Consider the following 22,835-nt stretch of genomic DNA (forward strand, 5'->3'; position numbering starts at 1 on the left):
GTTCCTTACGCCGCGCCGCCGATCATTGCGGTAATGCGGATATTGCGGTTGTCCGGGACTTCGGCATGCGACAGCACCTTCAGTTGCGGGAGCGTGCGGCGCAGGAAGCGCGCCATCAGCGGCCGCAGCGGCGACGGCACCAGCAGCACGGGGTCGAGCCCCATCTGCTCCTGGCGGCCCACCGCACCCTGCGCCTGCTGGAGCAGCGCGTCGGCCAGGCCCGGCTCGATGCCGCCGCCGTTGGCCAGCGCCTGTGTCAGCACGCGTTCCAGGCCGGCGTCGAGGCTGATGACCTGCAGGTCGGCATTGTTCGGGAACAGCTGCTGCGTGATGGCCCGGCCCAGCGCCACGCGCACCAGCGCCGTGAGTTCGGTGGGGTCGCTGACCTTGGTGGCATGCTCGGCCACCACGTCGAGGATCGTGCGCATGTCGCGGATCGGCACGCCTTCGTCCAACAGGCTCTGCAGCACCTTCTGCAGGCCGGTCAGCGAGATCGTCTTCGGCACGAGGTCTTCGGTCAGCTTCGGCGATTCCTTGGCGATGCGGTCCAGCAGCGACTGCACTTCCTGGCGGCCCAGCAGCTCGGAGGCGTGCATCTGGATCAGGTGATTCAGGTGGGTAGCCACCACGGTGCTGGCATCGACCACGGTGTAGCCGTAGGCCTGCGCCTGTTCCTTGAGGCTGGCGTCGATCCACACCGCCGGCAGGCCGAAGGCGGGGTCGCGCGTGACCGGGCCCGGCAGCGTGCCGCTGACCTGGCCGGGGTTGATGGCCATCCACTGGCCCGGCGTGGCCTCGCCGCTGCCGATCTCCACGCCCTTGAGCGTGATGCGGTAGGCGTTGGGCTTGAGTTCGAGGTTGTCGCGGATATGCACCACCGGCACCAGGAAGCCGATGTCCTGCGCGATCTTCTTGCGAATGCTCTTGATGCGGCCCAGCAGCTCGCCGTTCTGGCCACGGTCCACCAGCGTGATCAGGCGGTAGCCCACTTCCATGCCCAGCGGGTCGACCATCGTGACGTCTTCCCAGGTGGCTTCGGCGGCCTCGGCGGCCACGGCCGGCTTGCGCTCCTCGCGGACCTTGGTCTCGGCCTGCACGGCGTCACGGCGCAGCATGTAGCGGCCGAACCAGAACATCGCGCCGGCCAGCAGCAGGAAGGCAAAGTGCGGCATGCCGGGGATGATGCCCATCGCACCGATGATGCCGGCGGTCAGGAACATCACGCGCGGGTTCGAGAACAGCTGGCCGGTCAGCTGCTGGCCGACATCCTGCTCGTTCGACACGCGCGACACGATCACACCGGCGGCGGTGGAGATCACCAGCGCCGGGATCTGCGCGACCAGGCCGTCGCCGATGGTCAGCAGCGTGTAGTTGTGCACGGCGGTGCCGAAATCCAGGTCGTGCTGCACCATGCCCACGACCATGCCGGCCGCAACGTTGATGAACATGATGATCAGGCCGGCGATGGCGTCGCCGCGCACGAACTTCGAGGCACCGTCCATGGCGCCGTAGAAGTCGGACTCCTGCGCCACCTCGGTACGGCGCTTGCGGGCGCCTTCCTCGTTGATCAGGCCGGCGTTCAGGTCGGCGTCGATGGCCATCTGCTTGCCGGGCATGGCATCGAGCATGAAGCGCGCGCCCACCTCGGCGATACGGCCGGCACCCTTCGTAATCACCATGAAGTTGATCACGACCAGGATGGCGAACACCACGATACCGACCGCGAAGTTGCCGCCCACCAGGAAGTGGCCGAAGGCCTCGATCACCTTGCCGGCGGCGTCCGGGCCGGTATGGCCCTCCAGCAGCACCACGCGCGTGGAGGCCACGTTCAGCGACAGGCGCAGCAGCGTGGAGAACAGCAGCACGGCCGGGAACGCCGCGAAGTCCAGCGCCGTGCGGGTGTACATGCCCACCAGCAGCACCATGATGGACAGCGCGATGTTGAACGTGAACAGCAGGTCCAGCACGAACGCGGGCAGCGGCAGGATCATCATGCCGAGGATCATGACGATCAGCAGCGGTCCTGCCAGCGCCTTCAGCTGGGCGCCCGAGCGCAGGCCCGGGGTGTTGAAGAAATTCGTCAGTGCGTTCATGCGCGGGCTTCCGGTACGGCAAGTTCGTCCGGCACCACCAGCTCCGTCGGGCCAGAAGGCTGCGGACCGTTGGAGTAGTGCCAGTGTTTCAGTTGATAGACCCAGGCCAGGACCTCGGCCACGGCGGTATACAGGCCCGCCGGGATTTCATGGCCCAGCTCCACGTGCCGGTGCAGCGCCCGCGCCAGCGGCGGCGCGGACAGGATCGGCACGCGATGTTCGGCGGCCAGTGCGCGAATGCGGGCGGCCACTTCCTCGGTTCCCTTGGCCACCACGCGCGGCGCGCCCATGCGGCCTTCCTCATAGCGCAGCGCCACGGCGAAGTGCGTGGGGTTGGTCACCACCACATCGGCCTTGGGCACCTCGGTCATCATGCGGCGACGCGCCATGGCCCGCTGCTGCTGGCGGATGCGGGCCTTGATGTGCGGATCGCCATCGGTTTCCTTCAGCTCCTGCTTGACCTCTTCCTTGGTCATGCGGAGCTTCTTGTAGAACGTCCAGAGCTGCCAGGGCACGTCCAGCGCCACCACCAGCAGCAGCGAGCCGGACACCACGCCGCACACGTAGAGCACCAGCTCCATCAGGTGCAGCAGCGCCTCCTGCACGGGCGCGTTCATCAGCGCCACGGCCTCGGGCAGCTTGCGCCAGACCATCCAGGCGCCCACGCCGCCCACCAGCAGCGACTTGGCGATGGCCTTGCCGAGTTCCACCAGCGAATGCGAGGAGAACATCCGGCCCAGCCCCTGCAGCGGCGAGAGGCGCGAGAAATCGGGCATGAACGACTTGCTCGCGAAGAGCCAGCCGCCCAGCGCCAGCGGCGCCACCAGCGCGGCCACGCCGAACATCAGCAGCAGCGGCATGAAGGCCAGCAGGCTGTCCCAGATGGCGATGCCGAACTGCGACAGCATGCGGTTGGTGTCGAACGCCGTGGCCGGCTCGAAAGCCAGGCTCTTGTGCATGACGGCGTCCAGCCGGCGGCCCAGCGTGCCGCCCATGACCCACAGGCCGATCACGCCCGTCATCAGCATCACGAACGTGCCGAGCTCGCGCGAACGCACCACCTGCCCCTCCTCGCGCGCCTTTTCAAGGCGCCGGGGTGAGGCGGGTTCGGTTTTCTCGAGATCGCTTTCCTCGGACATGGACGCTCCAACGCGAAGCGCGCAGGCGGCACTTCGTCAGCGAGGATTATCAAATCCCGGGGGCGCTGGCATTCAGGGGAAAAGGGAGGGAAACAGGTGCCTGTTTCAGGAATGAGGGGGGCAGCAGCGTTAACGGTCCGGGGGGTGCCGACCTTTAGGGGAAAGGTGCGCTTCCGGCCGCTTGGGCGCCGTTTTGGCACCGATCGGGCGGCCATCTTGCCATGTCTTGCCGATACCACGCAATGATGTGTTTTCGTTAAGGATTGCACCAAACATGTGATCTCAACAGCAATTCGACGGTCTTTGCGGGTTATCCGGGTAGTGTGGAGCGGCTTTCGCGAATCTCGTCAGGCTGTAGGGAACTGGCATCCAAACAATAGATGTTTGGTAGCATATCCTCCGTATCGATCACTTTCAGGGGACATGCGATGACGTCACAGACGGCGACTATCGACCAGGCCATGCTGGAAAAACTGGCCGCATCCGGCAGCCTGCAGCGCGTACGCGTCGTGGCGCAGACGGGCGGCTGGCGGATCGTGGTCCGCTACGGGACGAGCGAGAGCACCCTGGTGGTCCGGCGCGGCAACATCCGCGTCTGGCCGAAGCTCGACACGTTGGTCACCTTTCTCGTCCGTATGCAGATTGCAGAATTTGAAGTCGACGCCACGGCGTTCCAGTCTGACACCCCCGTCGCCCGTCCACGCCTGGACGCCGCCGAGCGCATGCGCGCGGCCCACGAGGCGGCGGCTTATGACCGGTGGTTCAAGGGGCAGGTGCAGGGGGGGCTTGAGGACAAAGGCCCCACCGCAACCCACGAAGAGGTGGAACGGGAGATGGACGCACTGAAGGCTGCCGTCCGGGCCCGGGCGGGAGAACCGGGAGACAAGGCTTGATCGTCGTGTGGCGGGCCGCTGCAAGAAAGGACCGCCGCGCACTGTTCGAACGAACCCTGATACATAACCCGACGGCAGCCGTACGATTCGACGATCTGATTCGCGAGCGGGTCGAACGGCTGATGGCCTTTCCGGCCATGTACGCGGTCGGTCGCGCGCCCGGCACGCGTCAGATCGTGCTGGACGAGGAGCATATCCTCGTCTATCGGATCAAGCCGCGGCGCGAGATTATCGAAATTGTTCGAATCGTGGGCGCCCGCCAAGCGTTTCCGGGGCGTCGCGCCTGATGACGCAGCGCCCCGGCCCGACTTGCCGCGACGGCCTTACCGCACCACGTCCGCGTGGTCCGTCGACTCAGCCAGGGTGCGCCAGGCGGCCAGTTCCGCTTCCACGAACTTGTGCTTCTGTTCGATGCGGGCGATGGCGTCGGAGCCGAGCGGCAGGCGCAGCGGCGGGTTATCGCTGTCCACCAGCTGCAGCATCGCCTCGGCGAGCTTCTCCGGGTTGCCCGGCTGGTTATGGTTGGCACCGGCGGCGAACACGCGCATCGCGCCCACGGTCTCGGCGTAGTCGGCAATCTCGGTCTTGGTGGCGACCAGCGAGTTGTCGTTCAGGAAGTCCGTGCGGAAGAAGCCCGGCTCTACCACCGTGGCGTGGATGCCCAGCGGGGCCAGTTCCTGGGACATGGCTTCGGTCAGCCCTTCCACCGCGAACTTCGAGGCGCCATAGACGCCCCAGCCGTGATAGGCCGAGTAGCCGCCCAGCGACGAGATGTTGATGACATGGCCGCTGCGCTGCCGGCGCATCTGCGGCAGCACGGCCCGGGTGACGGCGAGCATGCCGAAGACGTTGGTGTCGAAGTTAGCCTTCGCTTCGGCGATGCTGGTCTCCTCCACCGCGCCGAGCACGCCGTAGCCGGCGTTGTTCACCAACACGTCGATCCGGCCGAAGCGGGCCACGCCCTGGCGCACGGCCTCGATGGCGTCCGCTTCGCTGGTTACATCGACCTTGACCGCCAGCAGGCCAGGCTGGTCGCCAATGGCATCGACGATGGCCTGGGGGTTGCGCGCCGTGGCGATGACGCGGTCGCCGCGCGCCAGCGCGTTGCGGACAAACAGCGTGCCGAAGCCGCGCGATGCACCGGTGATGAACCAGACCTTGCTTTGGGATTGTTTCGAATCGGACATGACTGACTCCTGGGATTTGGGTGGCTCGGTTCCGGCCTTCGCTGCGTTCGCCGCGGCGCGTCGGTTACCGTTGAGACCCATGGTAGGTAGTCAGGCTTCCACAAACAATGGTGATGTGGATTGCATGAAAAGCAACTACTGGTTGTGAATCGACCTCACCCGGAATGAGCACTTTCGGCCGTGACACCGCCACGCACCGTCTCGACGATCGCCTGCCGCAGCAACGGGGCGGCAATCGGCTTATGCAGCACCCGGAGGCCGCTGGCGTGGAGCGCCTTGAGGCGGTCCGGCGCCGTGTCACCGGTGACGATCAGCCCCGGTACCTCGGTGTCGAGGTATTCGCGCAACCACGCGATGGCCTGCCGCCCGGTCACCTGCGCGGCCAGCCGGAAATCGGCCAGGATCAGGTCCACCGGGGCCGGGCCGGCGATGCGGGCGCGCTGGTGCGCCGCGCAAACTGCTTCAACCGTGGCGCCCGCATAGACGGTGTGGCCCCAGAACGCGAGCAGGTCGCCAAGCGCTGCAAGGATCTGCGGATCGTCGTCGACCAGCATCACGCCATAGCGCGCCTGGAGGTCCGCCGGAGCGAGGCCTTCGGCGCTGGTCAGGGCCGGCGCTTCCGGCTCGGCATCGCGCGCCAGCGGCACGGTCACCGAGAAATTGCTGCCACGGCCGGGCGTGGAGCGCAGCGTCACGGGGTGGCCGAGCAGGTCCGCCAGCCGGCGCACGATGGCGAGGCCGAGGCCCAGCCCGTGTTCGCTCTGCACATTGAGCAGCTGGGCGAATTCCTCGAAGACCAGCGCCTGTTGCGAGGGGTCGATGCCGGGCCCGCTGTCCAGCACCTGGATCTCGATCGCGCCGGGCCGGCGCCGGGCGCCCACCACGATGCGCGACCGGGGCGCGTAGCGCAGCGCGTTGCTCAACAGGTTGTCCAGGATGCGCCGCAGCAACTCGGGGTCACTGTCGATCCACGCCTGCGTGACCCGCACGCGCAGCGTGCTGCCGCGCTGGCGGGCCTGCTCGGCGTACTCGTCACGCAGATCGGCGAGCAGCTTGCCGAGGGGCAGCGGCCGGCGCCGGGCCGGCATCAGGCCGGCGTCCAGCCGCGACACATGCAGCAGCCCGTCGAGCAGGCCGCCCATGCGATCGAGCGTGCCATTCAGGCGCTGGCTGATTTGCGTGGCCGCGTCGGCGCGGACATCGCCACGCTCCGCCACCGCCGCCAGCGAGGCGGAAAGCAGCCCCAGCGCATGCACCGGCTGGCGCAGGTCGTGGCTGGCGGCGGCCAGGAAGCGCGTCTTGGCCATGTCGGCAGCGGTCGCCCGGTCGCGCTCATGCTCGAGCTGGCCGATCAGGGCGAGGTTCTCGAAGCGCAGCTTCACGCCGGTCAGCAGGGTGTGATAGGTGACGCGGCTGAAATAGCTGTTCACCACGATCATGGCAATGCCGAACGCCGCGTAGACGTTGTAGATGGGCTCCGGCTGCATCGCGTTGTGGACGATGAACGGGCCGCCCATCAGCAAGACCATGCCGACGTAGATGCGCGGCTGGGCAGACAGCGCCGGCACGGCACCGCACGTCATGCCGGCCAGCACGATGCAGGCGAAGGCCGTCCACTCCGCCCCGGGCGGGAACAATGCAGTCGAGCCGACCCATCCCCACAAGGCGGCCGATACCCATGACATTGCTGCGAAGCGGTTGGCCCAGGCGCGCGGCGTGGCGCTGGACTCATACCGATAGAACACCATCGAAAGCAGGATGCGCGCGAGCGTGACGGCATAGACCAGCGCCATCCACCACAGCAGCGGGCCGGCGTACGTGCTGTGGCGCAGCACGAACACGACGGCCACCGGAATCACGAAGTTGGCGAACAGGACCCCGTGCGACTGCCGATACAGCAATCGCACCATGGCGGACTGGATGTCGCCACTGGGCTGGCTCATGAGGATTCCGGGAAGGCGCAGGCAAACAGGGCCGTGTGACGGCCGACGCCCCTTTATAGCATCGAACCCCTCACGCCGAGACGCAAACGGCGCCCGGCGCGCGCGGACTGATTCCTCCCCGCAACACCCCCACGTTGGCGGGGCGGCGGGTTTAACGCAACTGCCATCAAGCGTGGAAACTGTCTGGCTGGGTGGGTGGGTGAGTGCCTAGGCGAGCCGCCCGGGCTCCACGTCGATGCCGAGCTGTGCGGCCATCTCTTCGACCAGGGACTGCAGCCGCGCCACCTTGTCGGCCAGCTCACGATGGCTGATGCGCAGCGCTTCCAATTCCGACGACGAGCCGGCTTCCGGCGCCGAGGCCCCACGTGGTGCGGCCAGGTCCGCCACGCTGACCTCCCCGCAGAGCAGATGCATCCAGCGGCTCTCCCGCTCGCCCGGGGCGCGCGGCAGGCGGATGACGAGGGCCGGATTGCGCTCGGCCAGTTCGTCGAGAAACGCCTCGACGGACGAGATATCCGCGAAGGCGTGCAGGCGCGCCGTGTTGAGGCGCAGCTCCGCCGCCGTCTGCGGGCCGCGCAGCAACAGCGTGGACAGCAGCGCCGCCGACTGGCTCGGCACGCCCAGCACCTTGGCCATGTTCTGCTCGAAGCGCGGCACCCGGCTGCTGCTGCCCTCGAACACCAGACTCAGCGACTTCAGGCCGTCGATAGCCGTCAGGATCTCGTCCTCGGACACGCTCATCACAGGGGACCGCGCGGTCTTCTGGTTGCAACCCGCCGCGAGCGCATTGAGCGAAAGCGGATAGGTGTCCGGCACGGTGTACTGCTTCTCCAGCAGCACGGCGAGCACGCGGCCTTCCAGCGCCGTCAGCGCGCGCAGCGGCGGCCGCGCCGGGATTTCTGTCGTAGCATTCATTGATGACATCAAGGTGAGAGGCGCGATCACGCGAAGACGCCCATTGGATCGCAAGCACGGGGACGATGCAACCGCCGCGTGATCAAGCCATCATCAAGGCAGAATCACCTCCGCAGAGAGTCCGCCGCCTTCGCGGTTGCGCAGCGCCAGCTTGCCACCGAGCGCCTGCGCCAGTTGCTGCGCGATGGCCAGCCCCAGCCCGCTGCCGCCGGTGTCGCGGTTCCGCGAAGCCTCCACGCGATAGAACGGCTGGAGCACGGCATCGAGCTGTTCCTCCGGGGTGCCGGCGCCGCGATCCATCACCATCAGCCGCAGGGCGCCATCGGCGTCGCGCCGGGCGACGATCTCGGCCGCGCCGCCGAACTTCAGCGCGTTGTCGATCAGGTTGGTCAGGATGCGCCGCAAGGCATGCGGGCGCGTGACGATCGCCCCGCCCACGCATGCCTCCATGGTCACGGCCTTGCCGGTGTCCTGATAGTCGTAGACCAGGCTTTCCAGGAACGATCCGATGTCGATGCGTGTGTCGGCCTCGCCATCGACGTGCGTGCTGCGCGCGTACGCCAGCCCTTCGCGCACGAGCCGCTCGATCTCGGACAGGTCGCTGATCAGCTTGTCCTTCTCCACGGACTCCTCCGCCATCTCGGCACGCAGCTTCATGCGCGTGATGGGCGTCTGCAGATCATGGGAGATGGCCGCCAGAATGCGCACGCGCTCCTCCACGAACTGGGCGATGCGGTCACGCATGGCGTTGAACGCCACCGCCGCGTGGGCCACCTCGCTCGGGCCGGTCTCGCTCATGCGCGGCGTGGTCTGGTTCGGGTCGAGCGTGTTCGCCGCATCGGCCAGCGTCGCCAGCGGCCGGATGGCCTGCCGCACCGCAAGCCAGCTGCACAGCACCAGCAGGGCAAGTTGCGCCACCATCACATAGGGGAGCCAGCGCGCCAGCGGCGCCATGGCCGGGTGGACGTCGATGGTCAGCGGGCTGCCGTCGCTCAACGTCAGGTGCGCCTGCAGGCGCTTGCCGTCGCCCGGAATCATCTCGACCCGGACCGGAAAGCGCTGGCCGGCCGCCTCCTCGATCTTGGTGGCGATGTCCTTGGCGCGCATGGTCATGTCGGGCACGCCCGGCAGCCCCGGACCGAGGATGTAGCGGTACGTCGGCCGGTCCAGCCGGTGGATCCAGTCAGGGCGCTCGGCGGCAGGCAGGCGGTCGAGAATGGCAATGGAGGTCGCCACTTCATTCTCCAGCGTGCCCAGCATGACCGTGCGCGCGGTGACGTAGCGTTCCATGAACAGCACCGTGAACGACATCGCATAGGCGATGACCAGCCCCGCCAGCAGGATCAGGAACAGCCGCGCGCTCAGGGTGCCGGGCCACCAGCGCACCCGCGGCGGCGCTACCAGGGCGGACATGGTCATTCGCGTGCCTCGGTGATCTCGACGGGCATCGCCAGCACATAGCCTTCGCTGCGCACCGTCTTGATGTAGATCGGCTCGCGGGCGTGGTCGCCCAGCCGCTGGCGCAGGCGGCTGACCAGCAGGTCGATCGAGCGGTCGAACAGCTCGGCGTCGCGGCCTTGCGTCAGGTTCAGCAGCTGGTCACGGTTCAGCACGCGCTGCGGATGGTCGACAAACACGCGCAGCAGGCGGTATTCGGCGCCGCTCAGCGCCACGACGGTGCCGTCCTTGTCCAGCAGATGGCGTGCCGTGGTGTCGAGCCGCCAGTCGCCAAAGGTGAGCAGCCGGCCCGCTTCGGACACCTGGAGGTTGGGCGGCAGCATCCGTGTGCGCCGCAGCACCGCCTTGATCCGCGCCATCAGCTCACGCGCGGCGAATGGCTTGGCGAGGTAGTCGTCGGCGCCCATTTCGAGGCCGATGATCCGGTCCGTCTCGTCGCTACGGGCGGTCAGCATCAGGATCGGGGTGCTCTTGTGCTTGCCGGCGCGCAGTTCGCGGCACAGCGTCAGGCCGTCGTCGCCGGGCATCATGATGTCCAGCACGATCAGGTCGACGACGTTCGACTCCAGGAACTGCCGCATGTGGCGGCCGTCCGGCGCAATGGTCACGCGCAGGCCGTTGCGGGTCAGGTAGGTGGAAACCAGCTCGCGGATTTCGCGGTCGTCGTCAACAACAAGGATATGGTCGATGTGGGCGTCCATCTGTCGGCGCTCTCGGTAGGTTTCGGTGGCGATGAGCGGAGTTTGCCCGCTCTGGCGATTGGTTGCACTTCCCTTTGTATGCCAATGTATCTGGCCAAGCCGGGCAGACAATACCTTACCTGGCGGCCGGCGGGCGATACATCCGGTACACGCGCACGGTGTCTGATAGCGACCATACACCACCTGAACGGAGCGCACTGCCATGACCACCCCCTCTTCCTTCTCGCGCCGCACCTTTGGCGCCATGGCGCTGGCGGCAGTTGCCGCCGTCGGCATCAGCCTGGCCAGCGGCCAGTTTCCGGGGCTGGGCGACGCCCGTGCCGCCCGTACGGACGCCCCGGCGCCCCCGCTGGACGGCGCGACGACCTGGCTCAACTCGTCCCCGCTGACCCTCGAACAGCTGCGCGGCCGGGTCGTGCTGGTCGATTTCTGGACCTACTCGTGCATCAACTGCATCAACACCCTGCCGTATGTACGCAAGTGGGCCGAAAAGTACAAGGACCAGGGGCTGACCGTGATCGGCGTGCATACGCCCGAGTTCCCGTTCGAAAAGGACGTGGGCAACGTCCGGGACGCGCTGAAGCGGTTCAAGCTCACGTACCCCATCGCCGTGGACAACGACTACAAGATCTGGCGCGCCTTCCAGAACAACTACTGGCCGGCGCTGTACTTCATCGACGCGAACGGGCGCATCCGCCACTACCACGTGGGGGAAGGCGACTACGAGCAGTCCGAGCAGATCATCCAGTCGCTGCTGAAGGAAGCCAAGGCTGGCGGCGCGGCACAGGCGCCCGCTGCGGCACCGGCGCAGTAAGCCGACGGCCAACCCAAGGAGATTCCGCATGAAGCTTTACGCAAACGAGATTTCGTCGGCCACGTCGCGCGTGCGCATCGCGCTGGCCATGAAGGGTGTGCAGGTGGACATCGTCAACGTCGGCATCCTGGGCGACGGCGCCGAGAACCGGCAGGCGGACTACCTCGGCATCAATCCGCAAGGCCTGGTGCCGGCGCTGCAGACCGACGACGGCGAACTGCTGACCCAATCGCTGGCCATCGTCGAGTACCTGGACGAGCGCTTCCCGCTGCCGCCACTGCTGCCCAAGGACGGTGCGGGCCGCGCCTTCTCCCGCTCGATCGCCCTGGCCATCGCCAGTGAAATCCATGCGCTGGTGCCGCCGCGCGTGGCCGCCCACCTGGCCAGGATCCCCGGCATGGGCGCGACGGGCGTCGTGGCGTGGAACCGCCACTGGATCCTGGAAGGCCTGGGCGCCGTGGAAGCCCGCCTCGCCGCCCGCCGCACCGGCCCCTACGTGGCCGGCAACACGCCGACGATTGCCGACATCTTCCTGTTCCCGCAATCGATCAACGCAGAGCGCGCGGGTATCGAACTGGAGCAATGGCCAAATATCGCGGAGATCATGGATCGGCTGCGGGACATCAAGGCGTTTGCGGAGAATGCGCCGGCGGCGCGGCGCTGATCCGGGGGCGCCCCGAGATTGCCCGCCCGCATAACAAAGCGCGAAAACATTCGTTCGCATCGCCGGGGGCACGGCGTAGGGTCTTGGACTATTGGCCAGTCCGGCCTTGTTCGAACGGATTCCGATGACCGCTTCCCGCCGCCAGTTCCTGCGCTTTGGCGCCACGCTTGCCGCTGCACCCGCGCTGATTTCCACCGCGCGGGGGCAGTCGCGCCCCGTTCTCAAGGCGGGGGATCAAAAGGGCGGCCTGCGCGCGCTGCTCGAATCCGCCGATGCGCTCAAGGGCATTGGCTATGACATCCAGTGGACCGAGTTCCCGGCCGCCGCGCCGCTGGCCGAGGCGCTCAATGCCGGCGCCGTGGATTGCGGGCCGATTGGCGATGCGCCGGCAATCTTCGCGCTCGCGGCGGGTACGCGGATCAAGCTGATCGGGGCCAATCGGTCCGACCCTTACGGCACCGCCATCCTCGTGCGCCCCGATTCGCCGCTGAAGACCGCGGCCGACCTCAAGGGCAAGAGCATCGGCACGAACCGGGGTTCGATTGGCCATTTCGTGACGCTGAAGGCGTTGGCGTCGGCCGGGCTGAAACCCGAGGACACGAATATCCGCTTCCTGCCGCCGGCCGATACCAAGCTCGCGCTGACCAACGGCTCCGTCGATGCCTGGGCGACCTGGGAACCGTACACGGCCATGGCGGAGACCAGCGGACACGCCCGCGTGCTTGTCAGCGGGCGCGGCCTGTGGTCGGGGCTCAGCTACCTGGCCGCCACCGACGCGGCGCTGGCCGCCAAGCGCGCGGTGCTGGCGGACTTCCTCCAGCGCGTGGTGCGCGCCCAGGTCTGGTCCTATGAACACGTGGCGGAGTTCTCCGCCACGCTGGCCCGCATCATCGGCATCTCCCCTGAGGCGGCGCGGCTGCAGTTCGAGCGGCGCCACACGACCTGGCAGCCGATCGATGCCAGCCTGGTCGCCATCCAGCAGCAGACCGCTGACTTCTACCTCAAGTCCGGCCTGCTGAAGCAACGGCTCGAGGTGGCATCGACGTTCGACACCCGCTTCGGACTGCCCACCTGACAGGCCCGAGGGCAGCGCCCTACTTCGCCGGCCGCCTGGCGAGCAAGGGCTCGCTCACGCCGTCGACACCTACCAGCCCGAGCACCGTGGTGAGTGCCCACTGGGCGCCCTCGTGGGCGTTGGTCGGGTCGAACCATTCGTCGCGCGAGTGGGAACCGCCCGACTTGCCGCCACTGCCGAGGATGACCGCCGGAATCCCGAGCGACATCGGCACATTGGCATCGGTGCTACCGGCGCGCAGGCTGGGCGCTTCCTTGCTGTTGGCCTTGATCACGCGCACCGCCGACTGCACGATGACCGAGTCCGTGGCGGTCTGGCCCGCCGGCCGGTCGCCGATCTGCTTTGCCTGGAAGGTGATTTCGTTGCCCTTGGCGGGCGACCAGCGGCCGTTCTCGTCGGCCACGCCCGATGCGATGGCGGACATGATGTGCCTCTCGGTCTCGAGCAGGGCCGGTGTGCCGTTGGAGCGGATATCGACGGCCATCCTGGCGTCGCCAGCGATCGCATTGACCGATGTGCCGCCCGCCACCGTGCCCACCGTGAACGTGGTCTTCGGGTCCGTCGGCGTGCGCACGTCGCTGACCTTGCCGATCGCGCGGCCCATCGCCTGGATGGCGCTGGGCAGGCCGAACGCGCCGAAGCTGTGGCCGCCCGGGCCACGGAACATGATTTCGTAGCGATGGCTGCCGGTGCCTTGCGTCAGCACGCGCTCGCCGGTGCCCGGCTCCAGGCCGATCATGCCGTCGATGTCGGGATGATCGCGGAACAATGCCTTCATGCCGCGCAGGTTGCCGAGTTCCTCCTCGCCGACGTTGCCCACGAACACGATGTCCCCTACGGTGCGGACGTTGTTTTCGTTGAGCACCTTGAGCCAGGACAGCAGCACGGCCAGGCCGCGCGTGTCATCGCCGATGCCGGGCGCGTAGAGCTTGCCGTCGCGGGATTTCACGGTGACGTCGGTGCCTTGCGGGAATACGGTGTCAAGGTGGGCGGAGACCAGCAGCTTGGGCCCCTTGCCGATGCCCTTGCGGATACCGATGGCATTGCCTTCGGCGTCGATGCGCGCATCGTCCAGCCCCAGCGCCTTCAGGCGCGACACGAAATACTGGGCGCGTGCGGACTCCTTGAACGGCGGCGCGGGAATCTCGGTCATCGTCTTCAGTTCGGCCAGCGCGCGGGCGTCGTCCGCCTTCACGTCGTCGAGCAGCTTCTTCACCACCGGCGAAGCCTCGAGGCGCGTATAGGTGCTGTCAACCTGGGGCGAGACCTGCGGCACCGTCAGCGTCTGCGCGGCGGCGATACCGGCGAAGGCCAGCGTGGCGAACGGAACAGCGTGACGGGCGAAGACGGTACGGCAAACGGCGGGCATGGCGACGGTATCCTCTGGCAGTGATACGACACGAAGGCCCGGCCCGGGACCTGCTCGGTACCGCGAAGCCGGGGAGCGGTCACATTCTGCCAGCGAACGCAGCGATGTGCTCGACGCGCCGTCTCCAAAAACAAACGGGACAATCGCCCGACGCGATTGTCCCGTTGCATCCTGCCATTGACCTGATGCGGCGTCAGAAGCCCAGGCTTGCCAGCAGATCGTCCACCTGCGACTGGTCCGACACCACGTCGGCCTTGCCCTCGGGGTTGATCTGCGGGCCGTTCATCAGCGTGGGCGGTGCTTCCACGCGGCGTTCGGCCGGTACATTGTCGATCAGTACCTGCAGCAGCTCCTGCTCCAGCGAACGGATCATGTCCATCATCTTCTTGATGACCTGGCCCGTCAGATCCTGGAAGTCCTGGGCCATCATGATGTCGAGCAGGTGGCTGCCCGTGGCCTTGGCCTTCTGCGGCACCTCGGTCAGGAACTCGCGCGTATCGAGCACCAGGGCCCGGGCATCGCCCAGTTCCACGGGGGTCTCGAACCACGCTTCCCAGCGCTTGTCCAGCGCGTTAGCCTTGGCTTCGAGATCTTCCTGCAGCGGCTGCGCCATTTCCACGGCCGTGAGCGTGCGCTCTGCGGCCTGCTCGGTCATGGCGGCGATGTAGCTCAGGCGGTCGCGCGCGTCAGGAATGGCCTGTGCGGCCCGCTCGATTTCCTTGTCGAGCCCCAGCTCCCGCATGTTATCGCGCAGCATCCGCGTAAGGTTGCCGATGCGATGGATGATCTGCTCGGCCGATTCATTGCTGAAAGTCGGAGTCGTCGACATGTCGTGCCCCTCTTACTGACCCAGCTTCTCAAAGATCTTGGTGATCTTCTCGTCGAGCGTCGCCGCGGTGAACGGCTTCACCACATAGCCATTGGCGCCAGCCTGAGCCGCAGCAATGATGTTTTCCTTCTTGGCCTCGGCCGTCACCATCAGCACCGGCGTCTTGGCGATCTCGGGAATCGCGCGGATCGACTGCAGCATGGTCAGACCGTCCATGTTCGGCATGTTCCAGTCGGACACCACGAAGTTGAAGCTGCCGTCCTTCACCTTCTCCAGGCCGGCGGCGCCGTCCTCGGCTTCTTCCACGTTGGTGAAACCGAGTTCCTTGAGCAGGTTACGGATGATCCGACGCATGGTCGGGAAGTCGTCGACCACGAGGATCTTGATGTTCTTGTCCACTTTACGGCTCCAATACGGTTGTGGATAACAAATACGAAAACTGCGCCCGGCGCGTGCCCAGGGTCTGTGCCCTACACGCGCTGCGCCCGCGCACCGAAGGTGGCCAGGTGCGCCATGACGCGCTGGCTCATCGAATGCAGGGGCACTACTTCATGCACGCCGCCGGTGGCGATGGCCTCCTTCGGCATGCCAAACACGATGCAGGACTGCTCGTCCTGCGCAAGGTTGTAGGAGCCGGCCTCGCGCATGCGCAGCATGCCGCGCGCGCCGTCCTTTCCCATGCCGGTCAGGATCACGCCCGTGACGTTCTTGCCGCCGTGCACGGCAGCGGAGTCGAACAGCACATCCACCGACGGGCGGTGCCGGTTCACCGGCGCTTCCTGCGACAGGTGCGCCACGTAGTTGGCGCCGCTGCGCGCAAGCAGCAGATGCGAGTCACCCGGCGCGATGTACGCGTAGCCGGGCAGCACACGCTCGCCGTGCTCGGCCTCCTTGACCGTGATGCGGCACAGGCCGTTCAGCCGCTGCGCGAACGATTTGGTGAAGCCGGCCGGCATATGCTGGACGATCATCACGGCCGGGCAGTCCGGCGGCAGCGGCATCAGGAATTCCTTGATGGCCTCGGTGCCGCCCGTGGACGCGCCCACAATGATCAGCTTTTCCGTCGACAGCAGCGGCGTGCGCAGCAGCGGCGCAGGCGGCGCGCCTTCTGCCGCGCCCTCGGCGCGGGGGGCCCGCACCCGGGCACGCGACGCCGCGCGGATCTTGTCGGCGATGGTGTCCGTGTACTCCATCAGCCCGTCGCGGATGCCCAGCTTGGGCTTGGTGACGAAGTCCACCGCACCCAGTTCCAGCGCGCGCATGGTGATTTCGGACCCGCGCTCGGTCAGCGACGACACCATCAGCACCGGCATGGGCCGCAGGCGCATCAGACGCTCGAGGAAATCGAGCCCGTCCATGCGCGGCATTTCCACGTCCAGCGTCAGCACGTCCGGGTTCAGGCGCTTGATGAGGTCGCGCGCCACCAGCGGATCGGGGGCGGTGCCCACCACTTCCATGTCTGTCTGGCTGTTGATGATCTCGGTCATCAGGCTGCGGATAAGCGCGGAATCGTCCACGCACAGCACCTTGATCTTCGCGGCGGTCATATCTGGTCTCTACGTCTCATTTTCAGGTCGGCGCCCTTGCCGTGGCCTGCCGCGTAAACAATTCCACTGCGCCTCGTACGGGCGCCTTCGTGGAGGTGGAAATCGCGCGTGCCAGCGCACGCTCCTCGCGTTCCACGCCTACCGTATCGTCTTGTCGAGTCAGCCGGCGCACCAGCGCCAGGCCGCTGCGCGGGAAATAGCTCACCCGTCGCGCGTGCGGGCCGCGCAGGTCTTGCGCCGCCACGCGAATCTCTTCGGTCTTCAGGTACTTCAATACAAAATCGGCATTCCGATCCCCAATATTGAGGGTCGTCATGTTCGCCAGTACCGCGCCGCCACCAAAAACCTTGGCTTCCAGGCGCTCACGCCGGGCGCCCATCTTCAATAGTTCATTGATGAGCACTTCCAGCGCGTAGCAGCCGTAGCGCATCGAGGCGGACAGCATGCGGTCCGGCCCGGCGTTCTCGTCGTCCGGCAGCATGAAATGGTTCATGCCGCCTACGCCCGCCACCTCGTCACGGATACAGGCGGCCACGCACGAGCCGAGCACCGTGGTGAGCACCACGTCCTCGCCGCTCACGTAATACTCGTTCGGCAGCAGCTTGATGGCCTGCTTGCCGAACTCGCGGTCGAAGTACTTGCGGGTGGCAATGGCTTCCGGCATCTGGGGCGTACGCATCATGCACCTCCGCTGCCGCCCTTGCCGGCCAGTTCGTAGACGGTCTGTCCGCGCAGCTGGAACGCGCGCGTGACATACGAGAAATTCTCGGAATGGCCGGCGAACAGCAGGCCATTCGGCTTGAGCAACGGGGCAAACCGTTCCAGGATGCGGCCCTGGGTCGGCTTGTCGAAGTAGATCATCACGTTGCGGCAGAAGATGGCGTCGAACTTCTCGCGCAATCCCCATTCCGGCGCCAGCAGGTTCAGCGGCTCGAAGGTGATCGTCGAAGCCAGGTCCGGCTTCACCTTGACCGAGCCCGAACGTGCGCCGGTGCCCTTCAGGAAGAACCGCTTGAGCCGTTCCTGCGAAAGTCGCCCCACCTGCTCGGCCGTGTACACGCCGGCGCGGGCCTTGGCCAGCACCTGGGTGTCGATGTCGGTGGCCAGCACCGTACCCGCGCGGTCGCCCAGCGCCTCGGCCAGGGTGATGGCGATGGAGTACGGCTCCTCGCCCGTCGATGCCGCCGCGCACCACACGCTGTAGGGCCGGCCAACCTTCTTGGCGTGCTCGGCCAGCAGCGGGAAGTGGTGCGCCTCGCGGAAGAACGAGGTCAGGTTCGTGGTTAGCGCGTTGGTGAAAAACTCCCATTCCTGGGAGCGATCATCAGACTCGAGCAGGGCCAGGTAGCTGCCGAAATCGGCCAGTCCCAGCGAACGCAGGCGCCGCGCGAGGCGGCTGTAGACCATCTCGCGCTTGTGACTGCCGAGCGAGATGCCCGCGCGCTTGTGAATCAGCGCGCGCACCTTCTCGAAATCATGCTCGGTGAGCAGGAAGTCACGCATGTCGTCGCGCAGCGGCGCCAGCACCGGTACGGCGGGTGCGGCAACCGCGCCTGGCTTCCCGATGGCGCTGGAGGAAGAACGGAGCGGCGTCATGGTGTGTATCTTCGTGGAGTGCCGGGGGTCGGCGGGTAAATCTTATGGGGCTTCTGGGCGATCTTGCCGGCTGGCCCGATCAGGCCAGTTCGGCTTCCACCAGCTCCATCTCGGAACTGGTCATCATGCGTTCGATGTCGATCAGGATCAGCATGCGGCCTTCCACCGAGCCGAGTCCGGTAAGGTGCTCGTTCGAGACCGACACGCCGAACTCCGGCGCCGGCTTGATATCGTCACCGGTCAGCGTCAGCACGTCCGAGACGCCATCCACCACGATACCGACCACACGGCCCGCCACGTTGAGGATGATCACCACGGTCTGGTGGTCATAGCGCACGTTGCCGAGGTCGAACTTCAGGCGCAGGTCCACGATCGGGACGATCACGCCGCGCAGGTTGGTCACGCCCTTGATGAAGCCGGGCGCGTTGGCGATGCGGGTGACGGTCTCGTAGCTGCGGATCTCCTGCACTTTCAGGATATCGATGCCGTATTCCTCGGTGCCGAGCGTGAAGACCAGGTATTCCTGGCCAGAGGCTTCGCCCGCCTGAGTATCGATGTGTCCGATGCCGGCCATGTCAGTGCTCCTTTGCTGTCGCTATGCTGTCAGTTACTGTGCAACCGCCGCGTCCTGGCGGCGCACGCCGGTGCGCTGCAGCGCGCCCACGTCTACGATCAGGGCCACGCTGCCGTCGCCGAGGATCGTGGCGGCCGAGATGCAGGGCACCTTGCGATAGTTCGTTTCGAGGTTCTTCAGCACCACCTGGTGCTGGCCGATCAGCTGGTCCACCAGCAGCGCGAAGCGCTTGCCCTCGGCGGCCAGGATCACGGCGATGCCCTGCGTCGGCTCCTGCAGCGCGCCGGTCACGTTGAAGACCTTGTGCAGTTCCAGCAGCGGCAGGTATTCGCCACGCACATTCATCACGCGCTCGCCGTTGGCGGCGGTGTGCACATCCTCGGACTTCGGCTGCAGGGACTCCATCACGCAGTTCAGCGGCAGGATGAAGGTTTCCTCGCCCACGCGCACCGACATCCCGTCCAGGATCGCCAGCGTCAGTGGCAGTACGATGCGGGTGGTGGTGCCATTGCCCGGGCGCGACGCGATTTCCACGTGCCCGCCCATTTCCTGGATGTTCCGCTTGACCACGTCCATGCCCACGCCACGGCCGGACACGTCGGTGACCACCTCGGCCGTCGAGAAGCCCGGCGCGAAGATCAGCTGCCAGACTTCCTCGTCGCTGATGTTCTCGGACACCGGCAGGCCGTTCTGGATCGCCTTGGCCAGGATGCGCTCGCGGTTCAGGCCGCCACCGTCGTCGCTCACTTCGATGACGATGTTGCCGCCCGCGTGCTGCGCGGAGAGGATCAGCTGGCCCGTCGGCTCCTTGCCGGCGGCCACGCGCTTTTCCGGGGTCTCGATGCCGTGGTCCAGGCTGTTGCGCACCAGGTGGGTCAGCGGGTCGATGATCCGTTCGATCAGGCTCTTGTCGAGTTCGGTCGCCTTGCCGAACGTGACCAGGTCGATCTGCTTGCCGAGCTTGCTGGCCAGGTCGCGCACCAGGCGCGGGAAGCGCGAGAACACGTAGTCCATCGGCATCATGCGGATGGACATCACCGCTTCCTGCAGGTCACGCGCGTTGCGCTCCAGCTGGCCCATGCCCGAGAACAGGCGGTCGAACAGCACCGGGTCGAGCGAGGAGGCGGTCTGCGCCAGCATCGACTGCGTGATGACCAGTTCGCCCACGAGGTTGATGATCTGGTCGACCTTCTCGGTCGGCACGCGGATCGAGCCGGAATCCGGCGCCGCAGCGCCGGCGGCCGGCTTGGCCTTTTCCTTGTCCTTGGCGGGTGCGGCGGCAGCCGGGGCAGCGGCCACGGGTGCCGGCGCGGCCACCGGGGCCGGCGCGGGTGCCGCGGCGGCCGGGGCAGCGCCACCGTCCACGGTTTCCACGGTGATCTGCTTGTCGTCGATCACGAAGCAGCAGACCGCGATGATGTCATCGGCGCTGCACTGGCTGTTCAGCCAGATGACGAGGTCGCCGTCGGCTTCCTGCTGGCCGGTGATCTCGCCCAGGTTGGCGATTTCCTCGCGCAGCAGCGCCTGGTCGCCGGCCGATACCTTGAGCAGGCTGATCTTCAGGTTACCAGCGCCACCACCGGCAGCGGGTGCGGCGGCCACGGGGGCCGGAGCGGCAGCGGCCACCGGCGCATGGCCCGGCTCGCCGCCGGCTTCCTCGGCCAGCTGCTGCAGGACGGCGCAGATGCGCGCCAGCGTTTCCGGATCGGGTTCGGTGCCGTTACGGTAGGCGTTGAGCTGATCTTGCAACACGTCCTTGGTTTCCAAAAAGGTGTCGATGATGACCCGGTTGAGGGCCAGTTCCCGCCGACGCGTACGGTCGAGCAGGTTCTCGAAAATATGGGTGGTCGCGGTCAATGCCGCGAAGCCGAAGGTGGCGGCGCCGCCCTTGATGGAGTGCGCGGCACGGAAAATGGCGTTCAGCTCTTCCGAATCGGGGGACTCGATGTCCAGCCCGAGCAGCAGCTGCTCCATTTCCACGAGCAGTTCTTCCGCCTCTTCAAAGAAGGTCTGATAAAACTGCGTGATATCGATATCGACAGACATGACCGTCCTGACTCGCTAAATTGCTCTGGAAGATGTGCCGCCCTGTCACGGGCGGCACGCCTCATTCGATCTTGCCCTTGCCGGCGGCGCCGCTGCCGGACGGCCTGGCCGCCGGAGCGGAGGCCGCCTGCGCCTGCTCCACCTGTGCCTGCAGTTCCTCTGCGGCACGGCCCTTCTGCGCCTGCACGGACACTTCGGCCGCGCTCGCGTTTTCGGATTCGAACTGCGCCTGGGCCCGCTTGTTCAGCACCACGATGCTGATGCGGCGGTTCACCGGGGCCAGCACGTCGTTCTTTTCCAGCGGCATGGTGTCCGCCAGGCCCAGCACGCGCAGCACCTTGCCTTCCTGCATGCCGCCGGCAATCAGCTCCTGGCGGGAGGCGTTGGCACGGTCCGCCGACAGTTCCCAGTTGCTGTACGCGCGCTCGCCCATCATGTACGTGGCCGAGTCGGTGTGGCCGGACAGGCTCACCTTGTTCGGCATCTCGTTCAGCACCGGGCCGATCTCGCGCAGGATGGTGCGCATGTACGGCTCCACCGAGGCGCTGCCGGTGCGGAACATCGGCCGGTTCTGCGTATCCAGGATCTGGATGCGCAGCCCTTCGCTCGTGATGTCCAGCAACAGCTGCGGACGGAACTGGCGCAGCACCGGGTTGTTCTCGATGATCTGCTCGAGCCGGCCCTTCAGGGCGCGCAGGCGCTCGGTGTCCAGCTGGTCGCGGCGGCGCTGGGCGTCCGACGGATCGTTGGTCTGCGCGCGCATCACTTCGCCATCCTTGGCCTGCACGTCCTTGCCGCCGCCGGGAATGACGCTCTTCGACAGGCTGCTCTTGTCGCCGCCGGCAATCGCCACCTTGAGCGGGGTGCGGAAGTACTCCGCCACGCCCGCCAGCGTCTTCGGCGAGACCGAACTCAGCAGCCACATCACCATGAAGAAGGCCATCATCGCCGTCATGAAGTCGGCGTAGGCAATCTTCCAGCTGTGGTTGCCATGCGGCTTGGAATGCGACTTGGCCTTGCGGATGACGATCGGGCGCAGATCCTGGGCGCTGCTCATGACGTCTCTCCGGTCAGGTCAGGCTCTTGACTTCGCGGACGTGGTCATCGAGCTCGAGGAACGACGGCCGCACCGTGGAGTACAGGACCTTGCGGCCGAATTCCACCGCCACCAGCGGCGCGTAGCCGTTGAGCGAGGCGAGCAGCGTGACCTTGATGCACTCGTACATCTTCACGCTCTCGGACACCTGGTGCTCCACGCGGGAGGCCAGCGGCGAGACGAAGCCGTACGCAAGCAGAATGCCGAGGAACGTGCCGACCATGGCGTGGGCCACGAGGGCGCCCAGCTCGGCCGGCGGCAGGTCTGCCGAGGCCAGCGCGTGCACCACGCCCATCACCGCGGCCACGATGCCGAAGGCGGGCAGGCCGTCGCCAACGCGCGACAGCGCATGGGCGGGAATCTCGGCCTCGTGGCGGTACGTTTCGATTTCGTGGTCCATGAGCGCCTCGATCTCGAAGGCGTTCATGTTGCCGTTGACCATCATGCGCAGATAGTCGGTGAGGAATTCCATCATCACCGCATCGGCCAGGATGCGCGGATACTGGCTGAACACGCTGCTGGCCGCCGGGTCGGCGATTTCCTTCTCGAGGAACAGGATGCCCTCGCGGCGGGCCTTGGAGAGCAGCACGTACAGCAGCGCCATGATGTCGAGGTACAACTCCTTGTTGTACTTCGAGCCACGCAGCAGCATCGGCATGGCCTTCATGGTGGCCTTGATGGCCTTGCCGCTGTTGGAGCTGACGAAGGCGCCCAAGGCGGCACCGCCGATAATGATGAGCTCCGCCGGTTGATAAAGCGCGCCCATGTGGCCGCCGGTGATGGCATAACCGCCCAGCACCGATGCCACCACGACGACATAGCCAATAACTACTAGCACGATCGGATCCCCGTCTGAAAAACACGCGTCAGGCACGCACGGGCATCCTGTAGGGGCG

The 22,835-nt window shown here is 66.6% G+C and carries 21 protein-coding genes and 1 pseudogene; 5 read left to right on the forward strand and 17 right to left on the reverse strand.

Annotated elements, in window-relative coordinates; translation table 11 throughout:
• Nucleotides 1-5 precede the first annotated feature (5 nt).
• Together flhA and flhB are read right to left on the reverse strand one after the other, a co-directional pair.
• Entirely contained in the window at nucleotides 6-2,093 is a 2,088-nt protein-coding gene (flhA, locus tag KHO18_RS12080) for a flagellar biosynthesis protein FlhA (protein ID WP_144199888.1), read from the reverse strand.
• Nucleotides 2,090-3,232 carry a flagellar biosynthesis protein FlhB gene (gene flhB / locus KHO18_RS12085; RefSeq protein ID WP_144199886.1) on the reverse strand — a complete coding sequence of 381 codons (1,143 nt, stop codon included), beginning with the start codon at nucleotides 3,230-3,232 and terminating at the stop codon, nucleotides 2,090-2,092. The genes flhA and flhB overlap by 4 nt, the downstream gene beginning before the upstream one ends.
• A gap of 428 nt (nucleotides 3,233-3,660) precedes the next feature.
• On the opposite strand from flhB, the gene KHO18_RS12090 reads away from it, so the two are divergent.
• Nucleotides 3,661-4,125 (forward strand): hypothetical protein, encoded by a 465-nt coding sequence (locus tag KHO18_RS12090; RefSeq protein WP_211943264.1) that lies wholly within the window; start codon nucleotides 3,661-3,663, stop codon nucleotides 4,123-4,125.
• Between the two features lie 5 nt (nucleotides 4,126-4,130).
• Complete coding sequence (locus tag KHO18_RS12095; protein WP_244844735.1) at nucleotides 4,131-4,412, forward strand: type II toxin-antitoxin system RelE/ParE family toxin; 282 nt, start codon at nucleotides 4,131-4,133, stop codon at nucleotides 4,410-4,412.
• Between the two features lie 36 nt (nucleotides 4,413-4,448).
• On the opposite strand, the gene KHO18_RS12100 is transcribed toward KHO18_RS12095, so the two are convergent.
• The 5 genes from KHO18_RS12100 to KHO18_RS12120 all read right to left on the reverse strand — a co-directional run bounded on the left by KHO18_RS12100 (nucleotide 4,449) and on the right by KHO18_RS12120 (nucleotide 10,329).
• Nucleotides 4,449-5,312, reverse strand: coding sequence for an oxidoreductase (locus KHO18_RS12100; RefSeq protein ID WP_211943265.1), 864 nt, complete (start codon nucleotides 5,310-5,312; stop codon nucleotides 4,449-4,451).
• 155 nt (nucleotides 5,313-5,467) lie between these two features.
• The gene (locus KHO18_RS12105; protein WP_244844732.1) at nucleotides 5,468-7,255 is read right to left on the reverse strand and encodes a sensor histidine kinase; all 1,788 of its coding nucleotides are present in this window, start codon (nucleotides 7,253-7,255) and stop codon (nucleotides 5,468-5,470) included.
• Between the two features lie 207 nt (nucleotides 7,256-7,462).
• Entirely contained in the window at nucleotides 7,463-8,170 is a 708-nt protein-coding gene (locus KHO18_RS12110; RefSeq protein WP_144199878.1) for a YceH family protein, read from the reverse strand.
• 93 nt (nucleotides 8,171-8,263) lie between these two features.
• Nucleotides 8,264-9,583 carry an ATP-binding protein gene (locus KHO18_RS12115; RefSeq protein WP_211943266.1) on the reverse strand — a complete coding sequence of 440 codons (1,320 nt, stop codon included), beginning with the start codon at nucleotides 9,581-9,583 and terminating at the stop codon, nucleotides 8,264-8,266.
• A gap of 2 nt (nucleotides 9,584-9,585) precedes the next feature.
• A complete protein-coding gene (locus tag KHO18_RS12120; protein ID WP_144199872.1) occupies nucleotides 9,586-10,329 on the reverse strand; it encodes a response regulator in 744 nt (247 codons plus the stop codon).
• A gap of 238 nt (nucleotides 10,330-10,567) precedes the next feature.
• Here KHO18_RS12120 and KHO18_RS12125 point away from each other — a divergent pair.
• The 3 genes and pseudogenes from KHO18_RS12125 to KHO18_RS12135 all read left to right on the forward strand — a co-directional run.
• Nucleotides 10,568-11,095, forward strand: a pseudogene (locus KHO18_RS12125) (thioredoxin family protein); the annotation flags it as partial.
• Between the two features lie 76 nt (nucleotides 11,096-11,171).
• Nucleotides 11,172-11,807 (forward strand): maleylacetoacetate isomerase, encoded by a 636-nt coding sequence (gene maiA / locus KHO18_RS12130; protein WP_144199870.1) that lies wholly within the window; start codon nucleotides 11,172-11,174, stop codon nucleotides 11,805-11,807.
• A 124-nt stretch (nucleotides 11,808-11,931) separates the two neighbouring features.
• Nucleotides 11,932-12,882: an ABC transporter substrate-binding protein gene (locus KHO18_RS12135; RefSeq protein ID WP_211943268.1), complete on the forward strand. Its 951-nt coding sequence runs from the start codon at nucleotides 11,932-11,934 to the stop codon at nucleotides 12,880-12,882.
• A 19-nt stretch (nucleotides 12,883-12,901) separates the two neighbouring features.
• Here KHO18_RS12135 and KHO18_RS12140 read toward each other — a convergent pair whose 3' ends face one another.
• From KHO18_RS12140 to motA, 10 genes are all read right to left on the reverse strand, one after another.
• The gene (locus KHO18_RS12140) at nucleotides 12,902-14,251 is read right to left on the reverse strand and encodes a M20/M25/M40 family metallo-hydrolase (RefSeq protein WP_144199864.1); all 1,350 of its coding nucleotides are present in this window, start codon (nucleotides 14,249-14,251) and stop codon (nucleotides 12,902-12,904) included.
• Between the two features lie 193 nt (nucleotides 14,252-14,444).
• On the reverse strand, nucleotides 14,445-15,080 hold the full coding sequence (cheZ, locus tag KHO18_RS12145; RefSeq protein WP_144199862.1) for a protein phosphatase CheZ: 636 nt from the start codon (nucleotides 15,078-15,080) through the stop codon (nucleotides 14,445-14,447).
• A 12-nt stretch (nucleotides 15,081-15,092) separates the two neighbouring features.
• A complete protein-coding gene (gene cheY, locus KHO18_RS12150) occupies nucleotides 15,093-15,479 on the reverse strand; it encodes a chemotaxis response regulator CheY (RefSeq protein WP_144199859.1) in 387 nt (128 codons plus the stop codon).
• A gap of 71 nt (nucleotides 15,480-15,550) precedes the next feature.
• Nucleotides 15,551-16,627, reverse strand: a complete 1,077-nt coding sequence (locus KHO18_RS12155; protein ID WP_144199855.1) for a protein-glutamate methylesterase/protein-glutamine glutaminase — start codon at nucleotides 16,625-16,627, stop codon at nucleotides 15,551-15,553.
• 22 nt (nucleotides 16,628-16,649) lie between these two features.
• The gene (gene cheD / locus KHO18_RS12160; RefSeq protein WP_144200062.1) at nucleotides 16,650-17,306 is read right to left on the reverse strand and encodes a chemoreceptor glutamine deamidase CheD; all 657 of its coding nucleotides are present in this window, start codon (nucleotides 17,304-17,306) and stop codon (nucleotides 16,650-16,652) included.
• Nucleotides 17,306-18,223, reverse strand: coding sequence for a CheR family methyltransferase (locus KHO18_RS12165; RefSeq protein WP_144199853.1), 918 nt, complete (start codon nucleotides 18,221-18,223; stop codon nucleotides 17,306-17,308). The genes cheD and KHO18_RS12165 overlap by 1 nt, the downstream gene beginning before the upstream one ends.
• Nucleotides 18,224-18,302: 79 nt before the next feature.
• Nucleotides 18,303-18,797 carry a chemotaxis protein CheW gene (locus tag KHO18_RS12170; RefSeq protein ID WP_092295931.1) on the reverse strand — a complete coding sequence of 165 codons (495 nt, stop codon included), beginning with the start codon at nucleotides 18,795-18,797 and terminating at the stop codon, nucleotides 18,303-18,305.
• 33 nt (nucleotides 18,798-18,830) lie between these two features.
• Complete coding sequence (cheA, locus tag KHO18_RS12175; RefSeq protein WP_211943269.1) at nucleotides 18,831-20,843, reverse strand: chemotaxis protein CheA; 2,013 nt, start codon at nucleotides 20,841-20,843, stop codon at nucleotides 18,831-18,833.
• Nucleotides 20,844-20,904: 61 nt separating this feature from the next.
• Entirely contained in the window at nucleotides 20,905-21,900 is a 996-nt protein-coding gene (gene motB / locus KHO18_RS12180) for a flagellar motor protein MotB (protein WP_144199849.1), read from the reverse strand.
• Nucleotides 21,901-21,913: 13 nt separating this feature from the next.
• Nucleotides 21,914-22,777, reverse strand: a complete 864-nt coding sequence (gene motA / locus KHO18_RS12185) for a flagellar motor stator protein MotA (RefSeq protein WP_092295940.1) — start codon at nucleotides 22,775-22,777, stop codon at nucleotides 21,914-21,916.
• Nucleotides 22,778-22,835: the final 58 nt, after the last annotated feature.

It is taken from the genome of Cupriavidus campinensis (genome assembly GCF_905397395.1).
Classification (GTDB): Bacteria; Pseudomonadota; Gammaproteobacteria; order Burkholderiales; family Burkholderiaceae; genus Cupriavidus; species Cupriavidus campinensis.